16 protein-coding genes and 1 riboswitch are annotated in these 17,285 nt (G+C 36.0%); of the genes, 6 read left to right on the top strand and 10 right to left on the bottom strand.

From position 1 onward, the window contains the following. Positions 1–163 precede the first annotated feature (163 nt). The 4 genes from QUF93_RS25180 to QUF93_RS25195 form a co-directional block, all read right to left on the bottom strand. A complete protein-coding gene (locus tag QUF93_RS25180; protein ID WP_071771107.1) occupies positions 164–802 on the bottom strand; it encodes a response regulator in 639 nt (212 codons plus the stop codon). Continuing rightward, the gene (locus QUF93_RS25185; protein ID WP_289360556.1) at positions 777–2,636 is read right to left on the bottom strand and encodes a GAF domain-containing sensor histidine kinase; all 1,860 of its coding nucleotides are present in this window, start codon (positions 2,634–2,636) and stop codon (positions 777–779) included. Before QUF93_RS25185 ends, QUF93_RS25180 begins: the two co-directional genes overlap by 26 nt. A 687-nt stretch (positions 2,637–3,323) precedes the next feature. Continuing rightward, on the bottom strand, positions 3,324–3,926 hold the full coding sequence (locus tag QUF93_RS25190; protein ID WP_289360557.1) for a molybdenum cofactor guanylyltransferase: 603 nt from the start codon (positions 3,924–3,926) through the stop codon (positions 3,324–3,326). Then, positions 3,923–4,432, bottom strand: coding sequence for a MogA/MoaB family molybdenum cofactor biosynthesis protein (locus QUF93_RS25195; protein ID WP_000117136.1), 510 nt, complete (start codon positions 4,430–4,432; stop codon positions 3,923–3,925). Before QUF93_RS25195 ends, QUF93_RS25190 begins: the two co-directional genes overlap by 4 nt. A 251-nt stretch (positions 4,433–4,683) precedes the next feature. Between QUF93_RS25195 and QUF93_RS25200 the strand changes: the two genes are divergently transcribed. After that, positions 4,684–4,863, top strand: coding sequence for a hypothetical protein (locus tag QUF93_RS25200; RefSeq protein ID WP_002123244.1), 180 nt, complete (start codon positions 4,684–4,686; stop codon positions 4,861–4,863). Positions 4,864–4,869: 6 nt separating this feature from the next. Further along, on the top strand, positions 4,870–5,049 hold the full coding sequence (locus QUF93_RS25205; RefSeq protein ID WP_289360558.1) for a hypothetical protein: 180 nt from the start codon (positions 4,870–4,872) through the stop codon (positions 5,047–5,049). A 41-nt stretch (positions 5,050–5,090) separates the two neighbouring features. Here the strand turns inward: QUF93_RS25205 and metK are convergent, their stop codons facing one another. Continuing rightward, positions 5,091–6,290, bottom strand: coding sequence for a methionine adenosyltransferase (metK, locus tag QUF93_RS25210; RefSeq protein WP_000163112.1), 1,200 nt, complete (start codon positions 6,288–6,290; stop codon positions 5,091–5,093). A gap of 169 nt (positions 6,291–6,459) precedes the next feature. Continuing rightward, a riboswitch (SAM riboswitch) is annotated at positions 6,460–6,581 on the bottom strand. A 228-nt stretch (positions 6,582–6,809) separates the two neighbouring features. Between metK and pckA the strand changes: the two genes are divergently transcribed. After that, positions 6,810–8,396 carry a phosphoenolpyruvate carboxykinase (ATP) gene (gene pckA / locus QUF93_RS25215; protein WP_144505805.1) on the top strand — a complete coding sequence of 529 codons (1,587 nt, stop codon included), beginning with the start codon at positions 6,810–6,812 and terminating at the stop codon, positions 8,394–8,396. Between the two features lie 409 nt (positions 8,397–8,805). Here pckA and QUF93_RS25220 read toward each other — a convergent pair whose 3' ends face one another. After that, positions 8,806–9,189, bottom strand: a complete 384-nt coding sequence (locus QUF93_RS25220; RefSeq protein WP_002123249.1) for an ATP synthase subunit I — start codon at positions 9,187–9,189, stop codon at positions 8,806–8,808. Between the two features lie 323 nt (positions 9,190–9,512). On the opposite strand from QUF93_RS25220, the gene QUF93_RS25225 reads away from it, so the two are divergent. Further along, positions 9,513–9,734: a hypothetical protein gene (locus QUF93_RS25225; protein ID WP_002123250.1), complete on the top strand. Its 222-nt coding sequence runs from the start codon at positions 9,513–9,515 to the stop codon at positions 9,732–9,734. A gap of 28 nt (positions 9,735–9,762) precedes the next feature. Here QUF93_RS25225 and QUF93_RS25230 read toward each other — a convergent pair whose 3' ends face one another. The 4 genes from QUF93_RS25230 to QUF93_RS25245 all read right to left on the bottom strand — a co-directional run bounded on the left by QUF93_RS25230 (position 9,763) and on the right by QUF93_RS25245 (position 14,247). Then, complete coding sequence (locus QUF93_RS25230; protein ID WP_289360559.1) at positions 9,763–10,668, bottom strand: DMT family transporter; 906 nt, start codon at positions 10,666–10,668, stop codon at positions 9,763–9,765. A 202-nt stretch (positions 10,669–10,870) separates the two neighbouring features. Next, the gene (locus tag QUF93_RS25235) at positions 10,871–11,194 is read right to left on the bottom strand and encodes an iron-sulfur cluster biosynthesis family protein (protein ID WP_002123255.1); all 324 of its coding nucleotides are present in this window, start codon (positions 11,192–11,194) and stop codon (positions 10,871–10,873) included. Positions 11,195–11,774: 580 nt separating this feature from the next. Further along, a complete protein-coding gene (locus QUF93_RS25240) occupies positions 11,775–12,992 on the bottom strand; it encodes an ATP-binding protein (protein ID WP_289375856.1) in 1,218 nt (405 codons plus the stop codon). Between the two features lie 25 nt (positions 12,993–13,017). Continuing rightward, complete coding sequence (locus tag QUF93_RS25245; RefSeq protein ID WP_289360561.1) at positions 13,018–14,247, bottom strand: ATP-binding protein; 1,230 nt, start codon at positions 14,245–14,247, stop codon at positions 13,018–13,020. A 172-nt stretch (positions 14,248–14,419) separates the two neighbouring features. On the opposite strand from QUF93_RS25245, the gene QUF93_RS25250 reads away from it, so the two are divergent. Both QUF93_RS25250 and QUF93_RS25255 read left to right on the top strand, forming a co-directional pair. After that, a complete protein-coding gene (locus tag QUF93_RS25250; protein ID WP_289360562.1) occupies positions 14,420–16,447 on the top strand; it encodes a catalase in 2,028 nt (675 codons plus the stop codon). A gap of 21 nt (positions 16,448–16,468) precedes the next feature. After that, a complete protein-coding gene (locus QUF93_RS25255; RefSeq protein WP_289360563.1) occupies positions 16,469–17,278 on the top strand; it encodes an alpha/beta fold hydrolase in 810 nt (269 codons plus the stop codon). The last annotated feature ends 7 nt before the right edge of the window (positions 17,279–17,285 follow it).

Here is a 17,285-nt window from a genome sequence, read left to right on the forward strand (position 1 = left end):
TACTTTCTTATCTTATAAAATTAAAACTTTTCTGAAAATTATCAAAAAGTAATATTTTTTTAGTTATTAGTTCTATACCGTATAGTACAAAAGAACTACCCCGCACTTTATTATTTTGAGTAAAATAATAAAGTGCGGGGTAGTTCTTTTAAATGATTTTTATTTAAGAAAATGGAACAAGCTGATTTCGCACGGCATATATGACTGCCTGTGAACGGCTTTTCACATTTAGTTTTCTGAAAATCTTATTAACATGGATTTTAACTGTCTTGTCACTGATATATAGAGCTTCAGCAATTTCCTTATTGCTAAGACCTTTAACCAATTCAAATAGTATTTCTTTTTCACGCTCTGTTAGTTCATTTTCATTTGATTCTGATTTCGTTTGCTGATGATATGTAATCAATTTTTTAGTCATACGCGGATGAATCACAGAATCTCCTTGTAATACCATTCGAATTGCCGCCACTACCTGCTCGGATGATGAATCCTTCAGTAAATAACCGTCTGCACCTGCCCGAAGAGCAGCCATCAAGTATTCATCATGTTCATACATAGTCAATACGAGAACACGGCAGTTCGGATACTGATCTTTCACGAGTGATGTAGCCTCAATACCATTTTTTCCTGGTAAATTAATATCCATTAAGATACAATCAGGCCTACACTCTTCCACTTTTTTTACTACTTCATCCCCGGAAACAGCTTCTCCAACTACTCGCATATCAGATTCGAGTTCCAATATACTTCGAATTCCATCACGCAAAACAGTATGATCATCCACTACTAATATTCGAATCATGATACTCCTCCCCCATTTCTGAATCTGGAATTAACAATGTGATTTCTGTACCTTTTCCTGCTGAACTATCAATTTGAAGGGCAGCCCCCAGCTGTTCAGCCTGTTCATTCATATGTAATATACCATAGTGCGGCTCATGCTTTGCTTTAATCATGGATTCAAAAAGAGAAAAGCCAATTCCGTTATCCTTTACCTTTAAAAGTACATGTTCCCGTTGATAGCTTAATAAAATGTCAACTTTATCTGCCTTTGCATGCTTTATAATGTTCTGCAAGCTCTCCTGCAAAGTATCGAAGATAACTCGTTCTTTCGTAAAACTAAGTTTTCGAGAACGGCCTCTTTCATGATATGTAATGGCTAGACCATATTCTTGTTTTAAGGATTGAACTTTATTTATAATTGCTTGCTTTAGTCCTAATCTTTGTGTTGGATATGGCTTTAAAGCATAAATAGAATAACGAACTTCACTTAAACTCTTCCGTAATTTTTTTATGCTTGTATCTACCACTTGCTGCATGTCCTTTGGTCGATCTGCATATTTCTTCTGAGCCGACTCCATCTGAAATATCACTCCGGCCAATGCTTGTGCGATTCCATCGTGGATTTCACGAGCAATTCGATTTCGTTCTTCTAAAATCGTTCTTTTTTCCTGTTCAGAGATGAGTGTCCGCGTTTTAAGCAAGCTACCTAACTGATTAGCAAACGTAGCTAAAGTTTGTACATCTTCAGTAATAAAACTCGCACTCCTGCTTTTCCCTGCCACAAACATTCCAACTAATTCATGATTTACCTTAAGAGGTAAATATACAAGAGAGCGCATAGTATTTTCAAACACTTCATCTCCCGGAGCCATACCTGTTTTCCAATCAGTAACAACAACAGTTTCTAATATCTCTTCAAACTCCTTATACAGGTCAGAATAATTAGAAATATCACGACGTACTTTTCCATCCTTTAATAAAAGTGTCCAGTTCTCTTCATCTTTCGCCCATAAAACATATGCCTGTATTCCTAGAAATCCTTTCAGTGATTGTTTCATCTGCTGTAAGTTGCCGGCAGATAGTCCACGACTTAATTCCGTCGTAATGGAAAAAAGCTTATATAATCGTTCTTTTTCCACCCGTATTTGTCTAACGAAAGAGCTAATGATACAGATTGCCACAAGCGGGAAAAAGAAGAACAGAACCATAATTTCATCCATCACTCCGCGATATCGGTAATCTAAAATATGTATAAGTGAAGAATAAAATAAACAAAAACTCAAACTCAAGAGTACTAACATATTCTTTTTACGCCACTCTTCTAGCGGATAGGGCTGAGGAAGAAGTATGATTAAAAGATCGTAAAATAAACCGTTAAAAAGGCAAAGGAATGCGCTGAATAAAAACAAAATTATGAATTTTTCATATAAAACTGAAAGATTCATTCCAGAAATAAAAAGAGAGAAACATTCACTGGAAAGCCATTCTGCTAATACGATACTAAGAGCAAGTTGCGCACAATTAAATACTGTCCTTTGCATAGATAAGCGGCGAAACAATTGGATACATAACATCACACACACACACGAAACAACAGTTATATGTATTCCAAACTGCCAATTCATTGTATAAATAAGTGTAAGGCTGAGTGTGATCCCGCCTCTCCAAATGCGGATAGGAAAATACTCAGTAATTCCCATAAACATAATTAACAACAAAAGCAGTATAAGATGAGAAGGCATTTTACTTAAAAATAAAGAAACGATAAAAGCAATTAAACCAAGAAAAGAGATAGAATAAATATAAAAACTAGCTACTCGCTCTCTCATAGAAGTAAAATCTATCTTTTTCAAAACAATCCCTCCCTCAAAAAATTTATCCCGCTATTTACGGGCAGTAAGACTCCCACCTCAAAAGTCAGGTGGGAGCCCTGCTGCCCGTAAACGCCCGATTGGTGAAGGCTAATAATCAGTAGGGAGTGAACAAAACCCCAACTGATTATAGTTTCACTTTATTATCATCATTATCTACTAAAAAACCGGCACTGGCAAAATGAGAATGTTCCCATTAGCCAATAACCGGTTGTGCACTGTCCCTTAGAAGGGGTGACACAATATTAGTATAAAACAGGCCTCTCCATTCCGCTACCCATCAAATGTTATATTTGTAAATATATTCTATGTCTATCGTATAGAACTAAAGATGTATATGAATCACTTTCATAATTGTTTGTATGGAGCTGCTCCGCAACCAAACGTGACCTTTACTGGCTATTTACAACGTGAAGAGAGTTTATTACACAATTGTAAATTTTAGTTTACTAAATGATACATAAGGTGAAATATCGCTTTATTTCTATATTCATTATATCAAAAAGATACATAACTAAATATATTTGTAATAAAAACCCATAAAAATCAAAATATGGTTATATAGTATTTTTACTGTATGATGATTTTAAGAAATTCCCCTTAAAATCAACTTACTCACATACCTTTATACAGTAATTGTTCCCCAATTTCTGTATATCAAAAAACCTTTCATTCATTTGAAAGGTTTTTTTGAACCTGCGCATATTCTTCTTTCGTATTCACATTTATAAACCATTCTGCATTTGCTTGTACATCTTCTCCGGCAACATATTTCACATTACATTGTGATAAAAGCTGCCCCATGCTTCTTCGCTCTTCCTGAAGTAAAGTGTAAATCTTCTCTTTCACACGGTTATGATACGCCGCAAGTAACGGTTGTTTTCTTCCATTAATAATAGGTACAACCGCATCATACTCATCACTCGTTTGTTCTAATAAAATAGTAAACCACTCTTGTGAAACGTTTGGTGCATCGCAAGGCATAATAGCGTACCAATCCGCTTCGATATATTCCATTCCTGATACAATTCCAGCAAGTGGTCCGTTTCCTTTATAGTGCGGAATATCTTCTATAACAGGAACTTGTACTAGTTGCTCCACTCGCTCTTTTATATCAAAATGACTAATGACTACAACTTCTTGAAGCGTACTTGTCATCACTTTCAAAATATGCTCAACAAAAGTACTCCCACCCCAACTCGCTAGCGCTTTCGGTTCACCGAATCTACTCGACATACCACCTGCTAATACAATTCCAACAAATTTACTCATTGGCGATGCAGCTCAAATGTAATATGACCTAACTCCGGTAAAATCAACTTATTCATCGCAAGACGAACTGCTCCGCTAGATCCCGGCATTGAGAAGACTACTTTGCGCCCAATCGTACCGCCGATTGCTCTACTTAACATCGCACTACTTCCGATATCTTCTAGGTAACTTATCATGCGGAATAACTCACCAAATCCAACAATTTCTTTATCTAATAACACTGACACTGCCTCAATCGTTACATCACGTTTCGTAATACCAGTTCCGCCATTAGTTAGTACGACATCTACATCTTCCCTATGATAACCAGCTAACACTGCTTGCTGAATACTTTCTTTATCATCTTTTACAATTTCATAAGAGGTCACTGTATGACCTGCTTCTTTTAACAATTCATGTAATAGTTGCCCGCTCTTATCTGTCTCTTCCGTACGTGTATCGGAAATCGTAACAATTTTACAGCGTACTTCTTTTGGTGCTTGTTTTTTATGTTCAGTTACACTCATTTTCATCTTTCCTTTCTTGAAGACTTTTCTCTATTTTATCATACATATCTTTACACAATTATGTATGAAGCCAACGATGAAGCATGATACAATATAAGTATGAACACCCACAAAAAGGAAAATAAAAGAGTGTATTTTTTATACTCTTAGACTCCACATCATTAGCTACTCTTTAACTCACCTTATATTTTCTACATAATACATTTAATTTTTAAATTTACACTACAAAATAAATCGGAGGTCTACATATTATGGAACTTTATAAAAAATTAACAACGACATTCATCCTCTTATTTATAGCTTCAATCACCGTGGGATTTTCTCTAAAAGGAGCAATTCCATACGCTACATTAGTAAGTATTATATTCGCGACGCTATTTTTACTGAGCAGTGCTTTTTGCGCAGGAAAAGCGCGCCAACTGAAAGGATGATTTTCTATGTTCCGTAAGAAACCAATCCTTTGTAAATCATGTGAAAAGGAAATACAAACATATGAAAAATCGTGGATTCATATGCCATTTCCGGCAAGCGGCATGACTAATATGAAAAAGTATATTGAGCTAGAAGGAGAAGTGCATTGTAATTCATGTATTCAAATAATAAGTAAAATAAAATAAAAAAAGCTTTGCGCTCACCGCGCAAAGCTTTTTTTCATATATTATAGACCAGCTTGCTCTTTTAAAGCTACAGCTTTGTCTGTACGTTCCCATGAAAGATCTACATCAGTACGTCCGAAGTGGCCGTAAGCTGCTGTTTGTTTGTAAATTGGGCGACGTAAGTCTAGCATTTTAATAATACCAGCTGGGCGAAGATCGAAGTTGTTACGAACTAGTTCTACTAGTACGTCTTCAGATACTTTACCAGTGCCAAATGTATCAACTGAAATTGATACTGGTTGTGCTACGCCGATTGCGTATGCAAGTTGTACTTCTGCTTTGTCAGCAAGACCAGCTGCTACGATGTTTTTCGCAACATAACGAGCTGCATATGCTGCAGAACGGTCAACTTTCGTTGCATCTTTACCAGAGAATGCACCACCGCCATGGCGAGCGTATCCACCGTAAGTATCAACGATGATTTTACGTCCTGTTAAACCAGCATCACCTTGTGGTCCACCAATTACGAAGCGGCCAGTTGGGTTAATGAAGAATTTCGTTTCTCCATCCATTAATTCTGCTGGAACTACAGCTTTAATTACATGCTCTTTTAAATCGCGATCGATTTCTTCCCATGTAACATCTGGATGATGCTGTGTAGAAATTACAATTGTATCCACACGTACAGGTTTACCATTTTCATCATACTCAACTGTAACTTGCGTTTTTCCATCCGGACGTAAGTATGATAATGTGTCATCTTTACGTACTTCAGTTAAACGGCGAGCTAATTTGTGAGCAAGCGAGATTGGAAGTGGCATTAATTCTTGTGTTTCATTACATGCGAAACCAAACATTAAACCTTGGTCTCCTGCACCAATTGCCTCAATCTCAGCGTCAGTCATTAGACCTTCGCGTGCTTCTAGCGCTTGGTCAACACCCATAGCGATGTCAGCAGATTGCTCATCGATAGATGTTAAAACTGCACAAGTTTCTGCATCGAATCCGTATTTTGCGCGTGTGTAACCAATGCCTTGAATTGTTTCACGAACGATTTTCGGAATATCTACATAAGTAGAAGTCGTAATTTCCCCCGCTACCAATACTAAACCAGTTGTTACAGTTGTTTCACAAGCCACACGTGCATTTGCGTCCTTTGATAAGATCGCATCTAAAATTGAATCAGAAATTTGGTCACAAATTTTATCTGGATGTCCTTCAGTTACAGACTCAGATGTGAACAGATGACGTTTTTTTGTCATGTGGTAAACCTCCCTACAGTAATTGTATATATTGTACGGAACTCATCCTTAATTTGCCACAAACTGCGACATACATTTATTCTCCCACACAAGCATACAGAAAAACCTTTCCCACTTAACATAGAGGAAAGGTTTAATTTGCTACTTGCATACTGCTTTTTGCCCTTTGCTCTTATCGTTCGAGACCATTAGCCTCGCACAGGTTTTAGCACCTATTCACCTGTATTTACCACTACAAGTGAGGTTGCTGGGCTTCATCGGGCCTGTCCCTCCGCCAGCTCGGGATAAGAGAGTATCCGTCCCAACCTATACTAAAGAAATGATATTCATTTGTCAATTAATATTCACATTTTCCTAAAAGTTTTTCTCAATACGTATAGAATGAAATATTAATAAGGAAATAATACATTCACACAAACAAAAATAAATAAATAGTATACATTATTTATATAATTGTGTTATACTCTTGATGGGGATTACGAGGAATATTTCATTAAATGAAAAGGATGGTATATAAATATGAGTACTGTGAATGTCCAAATTGGTTTACATGAATTATTGAACGGAAGCAATGCACAGATTCAATTAAGTGTTCCGCAATTAGTGGAAAAAGTATTAATGCGAAACGAAGGGAAATTAACTTCTACTGGTGCCGTTTCTGCTTCAACAGGAAAATACACAGGACGTTCTCCTAAAGATAAATTTATTGTGAAGGAAGCATCGGTTGCTGACAAAATTGCTTGGGGAGCCGTGAACCAACCGATCTCTGAAGAACATTTTAATAAATTATATACAAAAGTTTTAGAATACTTAAAAGAAAAAGAAGAGTTATTCGTCTTCAAAGGATTTGCTGGCGCTGATCGCAACTATCGCCTACCAATTCAAGTTGTTAACGAATATGCATGGCATAATTTGTTCGTACATCAATTATTTATTCGTCCAAATGAAGAAGAATTAACAACTCACGAATCAGAGTTCACAATTGTTTCTGCACCAAACTTCAAAGCAGATCCAGCAATTGACGGTACAAATTCTGAAGCATTCATTATGGTTTCATTCGAACAACGTATCGTACTAATCGGTGGTACAGAATACGCTGGAGAAATGAAAAAATCAATCTTCTCTATTATGAACTTCTTACTACCTGAACAAGACATTCTTTCTATGCACTGCTCTTCAAATGTAGGCGAAGAAGGCGACGTAGCACTATTCTTCGGTTTATCTGGAACAGGCAAAACAACATTATCTGCTGATCCAAACCGTAAATTAATCGGTGACGATGAGCACGGTTGGTCTGATAACGGTGTATTCAATATTGAAGGCGGTTGCTATGCAAAATGTGTAAACCTTTCTCATGAGAAAGAACCACAAATCTTCGATGCAATCAAATTTGGATCCGTTTTAGAAAACGTTGTCATTGATGGTCAAACACGCATCGCTGACTATAACGATACTACTTTAACAGAAAATACACGTGCTGCATACCCTATGCATGCGATTGACAATATCGTACTGCCAAGTGTTGCAGGACATCCAAATACAATTATTTTCTTAACTGCTGATGCATCTGGCGTATTGCCTCCAATCAGCAAGTTATCAAAAGAGCAAGCTATGTACCACTTCTTAAGCGGTTACACTAGTAAACTAGCCGGAACAGAGCGCGGTGTTACATCTCCGCAAGCTACATTCTCTACTTGCTTCGGTTCACCATTCTTACCGCTTGATGCATCTCGCTATGCTGAAATGCTTGGTGAAAAAATCGAGAAACATGATGCAAAAGTATTCTTAGTAAACACTGGCTGGACTGGTGGCGAATACGGTGTTGGTAAGCGTATGAACTTAGGTTACACTCGTGCAATGATTCAAGCAGCACTAAGCGGTGAACTTGCAAAAGCTGAAACTGCAAAACACGACATCTTCGGTCTTGAAGTTCCACTTCACGTACCAGGTGTACCTGACGAAGTATTAATGCCTGAACAAACTTGGGCTGATAAAGATGCTTACAAAGCGAAAGCAATTGAGCTTGCAAACGAATTTAAAGAAAACTTCAAAAAATTCGATAGCGTTTCTGAAAATATTATTAACTTAGGCGGTCCAATCGCTTAATTATAAAACTTTCTGTTGAAATAACCCTTTACTCATATGAATAAGTGTCGTGTAACCGTAAAGTTTTGCGTACTCACCGACAAAACCCAATGCGGCTTAACGGTTACACACACTTACATAAAAAAGAAGCTTACGTTTGCACGTAAGCTTCTTTCTTTATATTTTTCATACAAGCATAGGATTAAAAAGGCTCTGACTGCTTTCATCCAACGCTAGATCATCCCATCTACAAAACCCAATTTATATACTTAGATTTTCATACATACAAATCATGGCTTCGAACATATAAACTATTTTCCCACTCACTACATCCTTTTGGTCTCACACCGCATGGGGCTAAAATAAGCCCTGACCGCTTCTATCCACCGCCGGATCCTCTATTCCATCTAAAAAGAAGCTTTTTATCTTTTTAGCTCTTCGTTAATTCCTTCTCATCTTTCATACTATAGTAACCTAAATTAATAACGATTAAGAAATAACCACCCATAATCCCTACTGCAAATGCCCACATTACCATATGATGCTCAATTTCGTACATAATAATAGCACCCAAAATCGCAGCTGCAAAGCGATTAAACATACCAAGCGTCGGTGCTTTCGTCTTCTTTACGATACTATCTCCAAGCTTTTCGATACGCCTTCCTAAAATCCAAACACAATACATACTTACAATAAGTCCAATTCCCGCACCTAAAAAATGCGCTGAAAATGGTGTTAACATCCAGCCTAGTAATAGAATGGCTAGTAAATAATACGATTGAATTTTAAACGACCTTAATGACATATTAATCATGCTGTACTCCTCTTCAATGTTTTTTTCTATTTATCCAACAAAAGCTGTATAACTCGTCCAGTTCATCATTAATAAAAAACGAGTCCATACTACTTAAAAATTCATTTACACATTTATTTCATTCAAATTAAAAACAACATAAACGGTATGTTTATGTTGTTAAAATGCTTTTAGGAAATAATATTATACAAGATTTCTAATATAGAATCCCTCACAAATGTGACGTTTTTCAAAACATTTTCCGTCCAATTATGAAAAAAGTGAGATCAATCTATGAACATACGGATATGATGTAATAAGCACATAAATAAAGGGGGCGTCTAATGATTTATTTTTTAATGGCTCTCATTCACCTCATTGTCCCTGCACTTATTGGACTTTCATTATATTGGTACACGAAAAAACATAGTATTTTCTACGCTGTCCTCGGTGTCCTTCTTCCAGGCATTATTCTTATCACACTCTTCCGCATTCCATTTTTAAACTTAATTCCACTTATTACTGCGATCTTATTTCTCATATTCTTACCAAAAATAAAAAAATAGGAAAGCAGATCACAGGTGATCTGTTTTCCTATTTTGATATAGGTTCTTGCATAGTAGAATGTACTTGTACTCTCTCTGATTTCACAAACCATAGACCGAAGAAAATGATAATTCCACCGATTATTTGTTGTAACGATACATATTCATTCGCCCATACAGCCGCAAATAAAACAGCTACAAGCGGTGTAATATACATATATACCATCGTGTGCGATGCCCCAATTTTTTGGACACCAACATACCACATCACTAAGCCGAATACTGTTACAAAGAAAATAGAATATAGTAAGGAAAATAATGTCATTCCGTGTGTAATTTGAAATGGCATGACAAATACATGTGGACCACTTAACAATAAGAGCGGAATCGCTCCAACTAATGCCGACCATGCTGTAACACGAAGTGCTGAATATTTTTTAATTAATGGCCCTGCTAAAACAGGATAAAGCCCCCAACATATCGATGTAATTAGTCCAATTCCATTTCCGTAAAAAGAACTAGCGAGTGAATGCCCGGCTACTAAAACTAATGTAGCACCGGCAAAGGCAATCATAGAACCAATGAACTTTCGAGATGAAAACTTTTCTTGTTTCAAGAAAATCGCAAATATAGTTGTAAAAATTGGTGAAATAGAAATGAGTAAAGAGGCATTTGTAGCAAATGTGTATTTTACAGTTTCCATAAATAGCGTTTGATACAGCACAATCCCTACCGTGCTAACGATGATTAATCTTGGTATATCTTTTCGCTCCATGTAAAGCGATTTTTCAATAAAGAACGTAAGTAATAACAGTAGTGGTGCCGCAGCCATCATTCGAAGCGCGGTAAACTCAATTGCGGTAAATTCTAAAAGTCCGTATTTTGCAATCGTATAGTTAATACCCCAAATAATAACAACACTTAAAATTAATAATTCAATTCCCCATCTTCTCATGCGTATCCCCTCCGCAAAGAGTATTATACAGAAAATTCAATCACATGTACATTTCATTGTATTAAGTAACTCATTTAGTAAACAAAATTATATCGGCGATTCAACAAGGAGTATCGATTTATCAACAAAAAACGAAAATAGTAACACCTTATATAATTAAAGAAGACCGCTTCAAAAATATTTTTGGGCGGTCTTTTCTTTGTTACACTCGAACATGTAACTTCATATTTGGATTATAAAACTGGCTTGGGCTCTTCAGCTGAAAAGTCCCTCCAACTTCATGCCAATCAACTGTTAACTTATCATCCATAAATACAAGCTTTGTGCGGTCTGCAATAAATTTTAGTACGCTTGATTCGATATCTACATCGCGCTCATCTTTCTCTGAAACAGCTACTAAATCAATAATCCCGCTCATAACACAACCGCAACCTTCATTATCGTAAAATAATTTTATATATTTCGCTTCACTCGGAATCGTATCCATAATCTTTTTATATGCTGCCTCTGTTACAGTAACGTACATGCGTGAATCTACATCCTCTCTTCTCGTATCATTTATATATTGTACCACCATTTTTCTCAAATCTTATATACAGAAAATTGAGACTAACTTGCAATATATGTGGTAAAGGAGGTTATATCACTGATGTTCAAACTACAGCGATATCCCATTTCCTTATATCTATTAGGTAGATTTTTTATTTCTAGTGGCATGGTATTACAACATATACCTCCTTATTCTCCTTCTATTGGCTGGATTCTAAGTTTTATCCCGCTGTTTGCCGAGCAGTAAGACTCCCACCTCAAAATTCAGCTGAAGCAAAGAAGTTAGGTGAGAGATCACCTGCCCGTAAAAGCCCGATTGGTGAGGGCTAATAATCGGTGGAGGATGGACAAAACCCCACTGATTAAAGTTTCACTTTATTTGTTTTACATCCGCTTCTTATTTTGCTATGAAAAATAAGAACAACTAGCAAAGTAAGAATTATCTTAAGGAGGATTATCAAACATCCCCCCTCTATTGAAATTCCGCACTTCCATCCACAACGAAAAGGGAAATCACTATAAAAAAAGTAATTTCCCTTTTTTAAAATATCCCACCGTTAAATCGGCAACATAATCTCAACAGTCGTTCCAACTCCAACTTCACTTTCAAAGTTCAATTTACCGTGGTGATCTTTAATAATTTTTTCCGTAACTACTAATCCTAAGCCTGTTCCAGTTTCTTTCGTTGTGTAAAAAGCTTCATTTAGCTTCGGAATTTTATCTTTTGGAATGCCGCATCCCTCATCTATAACTTGAACAATGATTACATCTTCCACTATAACTTTCACAGTAATAGTTCCGCCAACTGACATTGCTTCAATCCCATTTTTTATTAAATTAAAAAATACTTGTTTCAATCGTTTTTCATCACATGTAATTGAAGGTATATCTTTACTATAAATAGCATGCATTTTTATCCCTTGTTCTAAAGCTGGCTTTTCCATAACCCTGATAACATAAGAGATGATTTCTTTAATATTATGAGTTTCGGATTCTATCGATTTAGATTTCTCAAACCCATTTAGTTCTGTAGCGATTGTATGAATTCGCTCTACTTCCTGTCTCATAATTTCACTATAAATCTTATCTTCTGGATATTTTTTCGCTTGCTTGTTCACAAGCTTTTTCAATTTTGCTAACGGTCTTCTAATCTTATCGCCAATTACTGTTGCCATTTTTCCAACCATCGCTAATTTTTCTACCTTTTGTATTTCTTTGTCCATCATTTCAAGTGTACGAACGTAAGATTGTAATCTTAAAAATATAATCCAACATATAATAGCGAATACGCTACATAATGCCATTGGGATAAGGACGATAAAGGATTGAACAACGAATCCCATAAGTGCATATTTGCCAACAATAGTTCCGGCAACTAACCAAAAGTACCTCTTATTCACAAATATCGGTGCAAATAAAATAAAGAACCCTTCTACTATATTACCGCTATCAAATTCCACATCACTTCCGTAATAAATAATGAAGTTATTAATAAAATCCAATATATTATAGCCAATTAAAATAACATACTTCACAATATACGGCTTTTTCCGTTTCATAAAATAAAGTCCGATAAAGATTAATCCAGTCATCAAACTATATAGCCATAGACCTAATCCTTCATCAAAAACATCTGCTAGTTTTTGATTTTCATCTGATAAAAAGACAATAGCCTTTTCAGCAAAATCATACGCAAAAAATATAAAAAAGAATAAACTTAAAAATATTTTTAACGCCTTGATCTCTTCTTTTTCAAATATATTGCCTTTTTCCATATGATAACTCCTTTAACAACACCTCTTAATCTTGTGTCACATTGCGCTCACGTTTTTTTGGGAGCAGTATTTCTACTCTCGTTCCTTTCTTTACTTCACTAGAAATATGTAATTCTCCAAGATGCTCTGTAATAACTCGCTCTGCTACCGTAAGACCTAATCCAATTCTATCTTGCTTTGTTGTATAAAAAGCCTCCGTAACTCTTCTTAAATTATCCTTTTTTATCCCAAAGCCACTATCTACTATACTTACTATTACGTAATCTCTTTTTTTATTTTCAACTTGTATTTTTAATGTTCCACCATATTCCATCGCCTCTAAAGCATTTTTTATAACATACAAAAATACTCCTTTTAATTTGCGTTTATCACATTCAATTTCACTTCTATTTTGCTCTTCATTAAAGGTGAAATTTATATTTAACTCGTCCATTTTTCCGCGCATATTTTCTACTGCTTGTACTAAAACATCACTTACAATTTGTTTTTCATAAACAGAAGGTTTACATGTAGCAACCTCCATCAACTCACTAATCATATTATTCATATTTTCTATTTCAAGAATCATTTGTCCATATGTTGCATCTTTTTCGTGTTTCTCTTTTTGTAATTGCGTAAACCCTTTTAATGAAGCAAGTGGGTTTTTAATTTCATGTCCGACTGTCGCTGCCATTTTTCCGATAACCGCCAATTTTTGTAACTGACTTGTCTCTGCAATACTTTTCTTTACTGCTGAAAGATATTGTAAAAATCGATTTAAAATAATAAATGACACGAAAAGTAACACCATATTTATAACAAGGGGTATAAACAAGTTAAGTTCTCCAAATACAAATAGGTATATCATATATTTCCCTATAAGAAATGGCGCTAAGACAAATAAATATCTTTTACTCAAAAATATCGGTACGAAGAAAATGAAAATAAATTCAATTACATTCCCTCCATCAAATGCTATTGTATTATGAAAAGCATACCATCCAATGTTAAAAACCTCTGCGATTATGTATGCAAATAAATATGTATATTTAACTAAATATGCTTTTCCTCTCTCAAATAAGTAAACACTAATACCTAATATAGCCATAATATATGCAAGCTTCCATATCACTTTATGCCAATTTCCTAAAGGCATTGTATCTTCTAATATAATCGCGTATGCAACCTCATATATAATTAAAATAATATGCATTACCCATAAGAAAATCTTAGCGTTTGTCTTTTCTTCTTTAACTGATAGAAAACCCTCTCTCACTTCAACACCCCTTCAAAAGAATACCATTTATTATAATAAATGATTTTCATAGACAAACAAAGATAAATTGAGCAAATGAGGAAAATCAATCCATAGATAATATACTTCTTCAGGCCATATGTAAGCATAAAAACCATGAACAATAATACGTATAATATGGGAGGTGCTTTATATGAACGGTCATGAAAATAAGAAGATAGAACAGTTACAATCCTTTACGAAAAACAATGAAGGAAAAGAGATGACGACGAATACGGGTGTCAAAATTTCAAATGATGAAAACTCTTTAACCGCCGGCGATCGTGGTCCTACACTTTTAGAAGATTTCCTTATGCGAGAAAAACTCGCTCATTTTGACCGTGAACGAATTCCTGAAAGAGTCGTTCATGCCCGCGGTTACGGAGCACATGGTGTTTTTGAGCTATATGAATCTTTAGAAGACTTAACAATGGCTCATTTTTTACAAGACCCATCTAAAAAGACACCTATTTTTATTCGTTTTTCTGAAGTTGCAGGATCAAAAGGTGCAAATGAAACGAACCGAGATGTACGAGGATTCGCTGTTAAGTTTTATACAGAGGAAGGAAATTTCGATTTAGTGGGTAATAACATTCCGATTTTCTTCATTCAAGATGGTATTAAATTTCCGGATCTTATTCATGCTCTTAAACCAGAGCCACATAATGAAATTCCCCAAGGACAAACAGCACATGATACTTTTTGGGACTTTATCGCCAATAATCAAGAATCAGCTGCGATGATGATGTGGATTATGTCAGATCGTACAATTCCGAGAAGTTTTCGAATGATGCAAGGGTTCGGCGTTCATACATTCCGCTTAGTTAATAAACACGGAAAGTCACGATTTGTAAAATTCCACTGGAAGCCAAAGCTTGGCGTTCACTCGTTAATTTGGGATGAAGCTCAAAAACTAGGCGGCGCTGATCCAGATTATCATCGCCGTGATTTATGGGAAAATATTAATGCTGGAAACTACCCTGAGTACGAACTTGGCGTTCAAATTTTAGAAGAAGAGGATGAATTTAAATACGATTTCGATATATTAGATGCAACGAAAATTTGGCCGGAAGAAGACTTCCCTGTTAAAATCATCGGAAAAATGACGTTAAATCGGAACGTTGATAACGTATTTGCGGAAACAGAACAAGTCGCACTGCACCCTGGAAGTATCGTCCGCGGTATCGATTTTACAAATGATCCTCTCTTACAAGGTAGACTCTTTTCTTATACAGATACGCAATTAGCCCGAGTCGGTACAAACTATCAAGAGTTACCCATTAACCGTCCGATATGCCCGTTTCATAACAACCAAAGAGATGGCGCTTCTAAATATATAATCGACAAAGGAAAAATTGCCTACCATAATAATTCCTTAGCAAATAATTCTCCTTACACTGTTCCTGGTACAAAGGGTGGATTCGTTACATACCCTTCTACTGTATCTGGGCATAAAATAAGAGAAACAGCCGCTAGCTTCAAAGACCACTTCTCTCAAGCCCGTTTATTTTGGAATAGTATGAGTCACGTCGAAAAAATCCACATTATGCAGGCTTTCTCATTTGAATTAGGCAAAGTAAAAAGTAAATCCGTCCGCCAACAAGTCGTAGGTATGATTGGACATATTAGTACAGAATTAGCTACTTTAGTAGCTGAAGCAGTCGGAGTAACAGTCCAAAATGTTCAAGAATCTAACGTTACAAAATCATCTCCAGCACTCAGTATGGCAAATACGACCTTCAGCCCTAACACATTAAGGGTAGGTGTCATTGTCGCAAGCGGATACGACGCACAAAACGCACGATCTATTATAAATCAATTAAAGCAAGTAGGACTTCAGCCAGTCATTATTTCCGAAAAACTAGGTATGGTGCAAGGAACACAAAATGGTCGTTGGGAAGTGAATGACACTTTCTTAACAGGTTCACCGCTTCTTTACGACGGACTTCTTCTTATTGGCGGAAATTTTGATGAGAATTTTCTTAATAAAGCAAGTTCATTTGTCGTAGAATCATATAATCACTTTAAGCCAATTGGCGCTTTCAAAAATGGAACTACTATTATTCAATCTTTAAACATTGAAGGAAAACCTGGCGTTATAACAGGACAAAACCCTACCTTACTTGCGAATGAATTTATTCAGGCAATGACAAAACAACGCTTTTGGGATAGAGCATACTAATACACATAAGGGGGATACTCCATGTTTGTTACCGTCGAGAAGGATGTACACATTTTTGTGCAAGATATGAACCCGGGGCCGGGTAGTAAAACTGTTTTCTTCGTACATGGTTGGCCTTTAAATCACCAAATGTTTCAATATCAATTCAATGTTTTACCACAGCACGGGTTTCGCTGCGTCGCTATGGACATTCGCGGAAACGGACAATCTGATAAACCATGGACTGGTTACACATATGATCGTTTAGCTGACGATATCGCAATTGTTCTAGAAGCACTTCAAATAGAAAATGCTACGTTAGTTGGTTTCTCAGTCGGCGGTGCTCTTTCTATTCGATACATGTCACGATATAACGGTCGCCGTATTTCTAAACTTGCATTAATTGATGCCGTCTCCCCCTCTTTCGTAAAAAACCAACAATCCCCTTACGGCGTACCGAAAGAGCAAGCAGATGCTCTGATTAATCAAATGTATACAAATCTGCCTAAATTTCTTGATGATGTATCTTTATCATTTTTTAATAGGAACTTAGGAGCCGCCACGTTAGAATGGTTTTCTTATCTCGGTATGCAGTCCGCTTCTTATGCCCTCATCAAAATTTTGCAAGCCGCTGCAAGCGAAGACGTAACGAAGGACTTAAGTAAAATTAACGTCCCAACAAAAATATTCCACGGTGTTCACGACCAACTCATTCCTTATAAAAGCGCTGAGCTAACAAAAGAACGAATTAAAAACTCTGAAATATACCCTCTTACAAATAGTGGTCACGGCTCCCCAATCGATCAAGCGGATGAATTAAATAAGGAACTAATAAAATTTTTAAATTCATAGTTCCTTT

Source organism: Bacillus hominis (assembly GCF_030348325.1).
In the GTDB taxonomy this organism is placed as follows: Bacteria; Bacillota; Bacilli; order Bacillales; family Bacillaceae_G; genus Bacillus_A; species Bacillus_A hominis.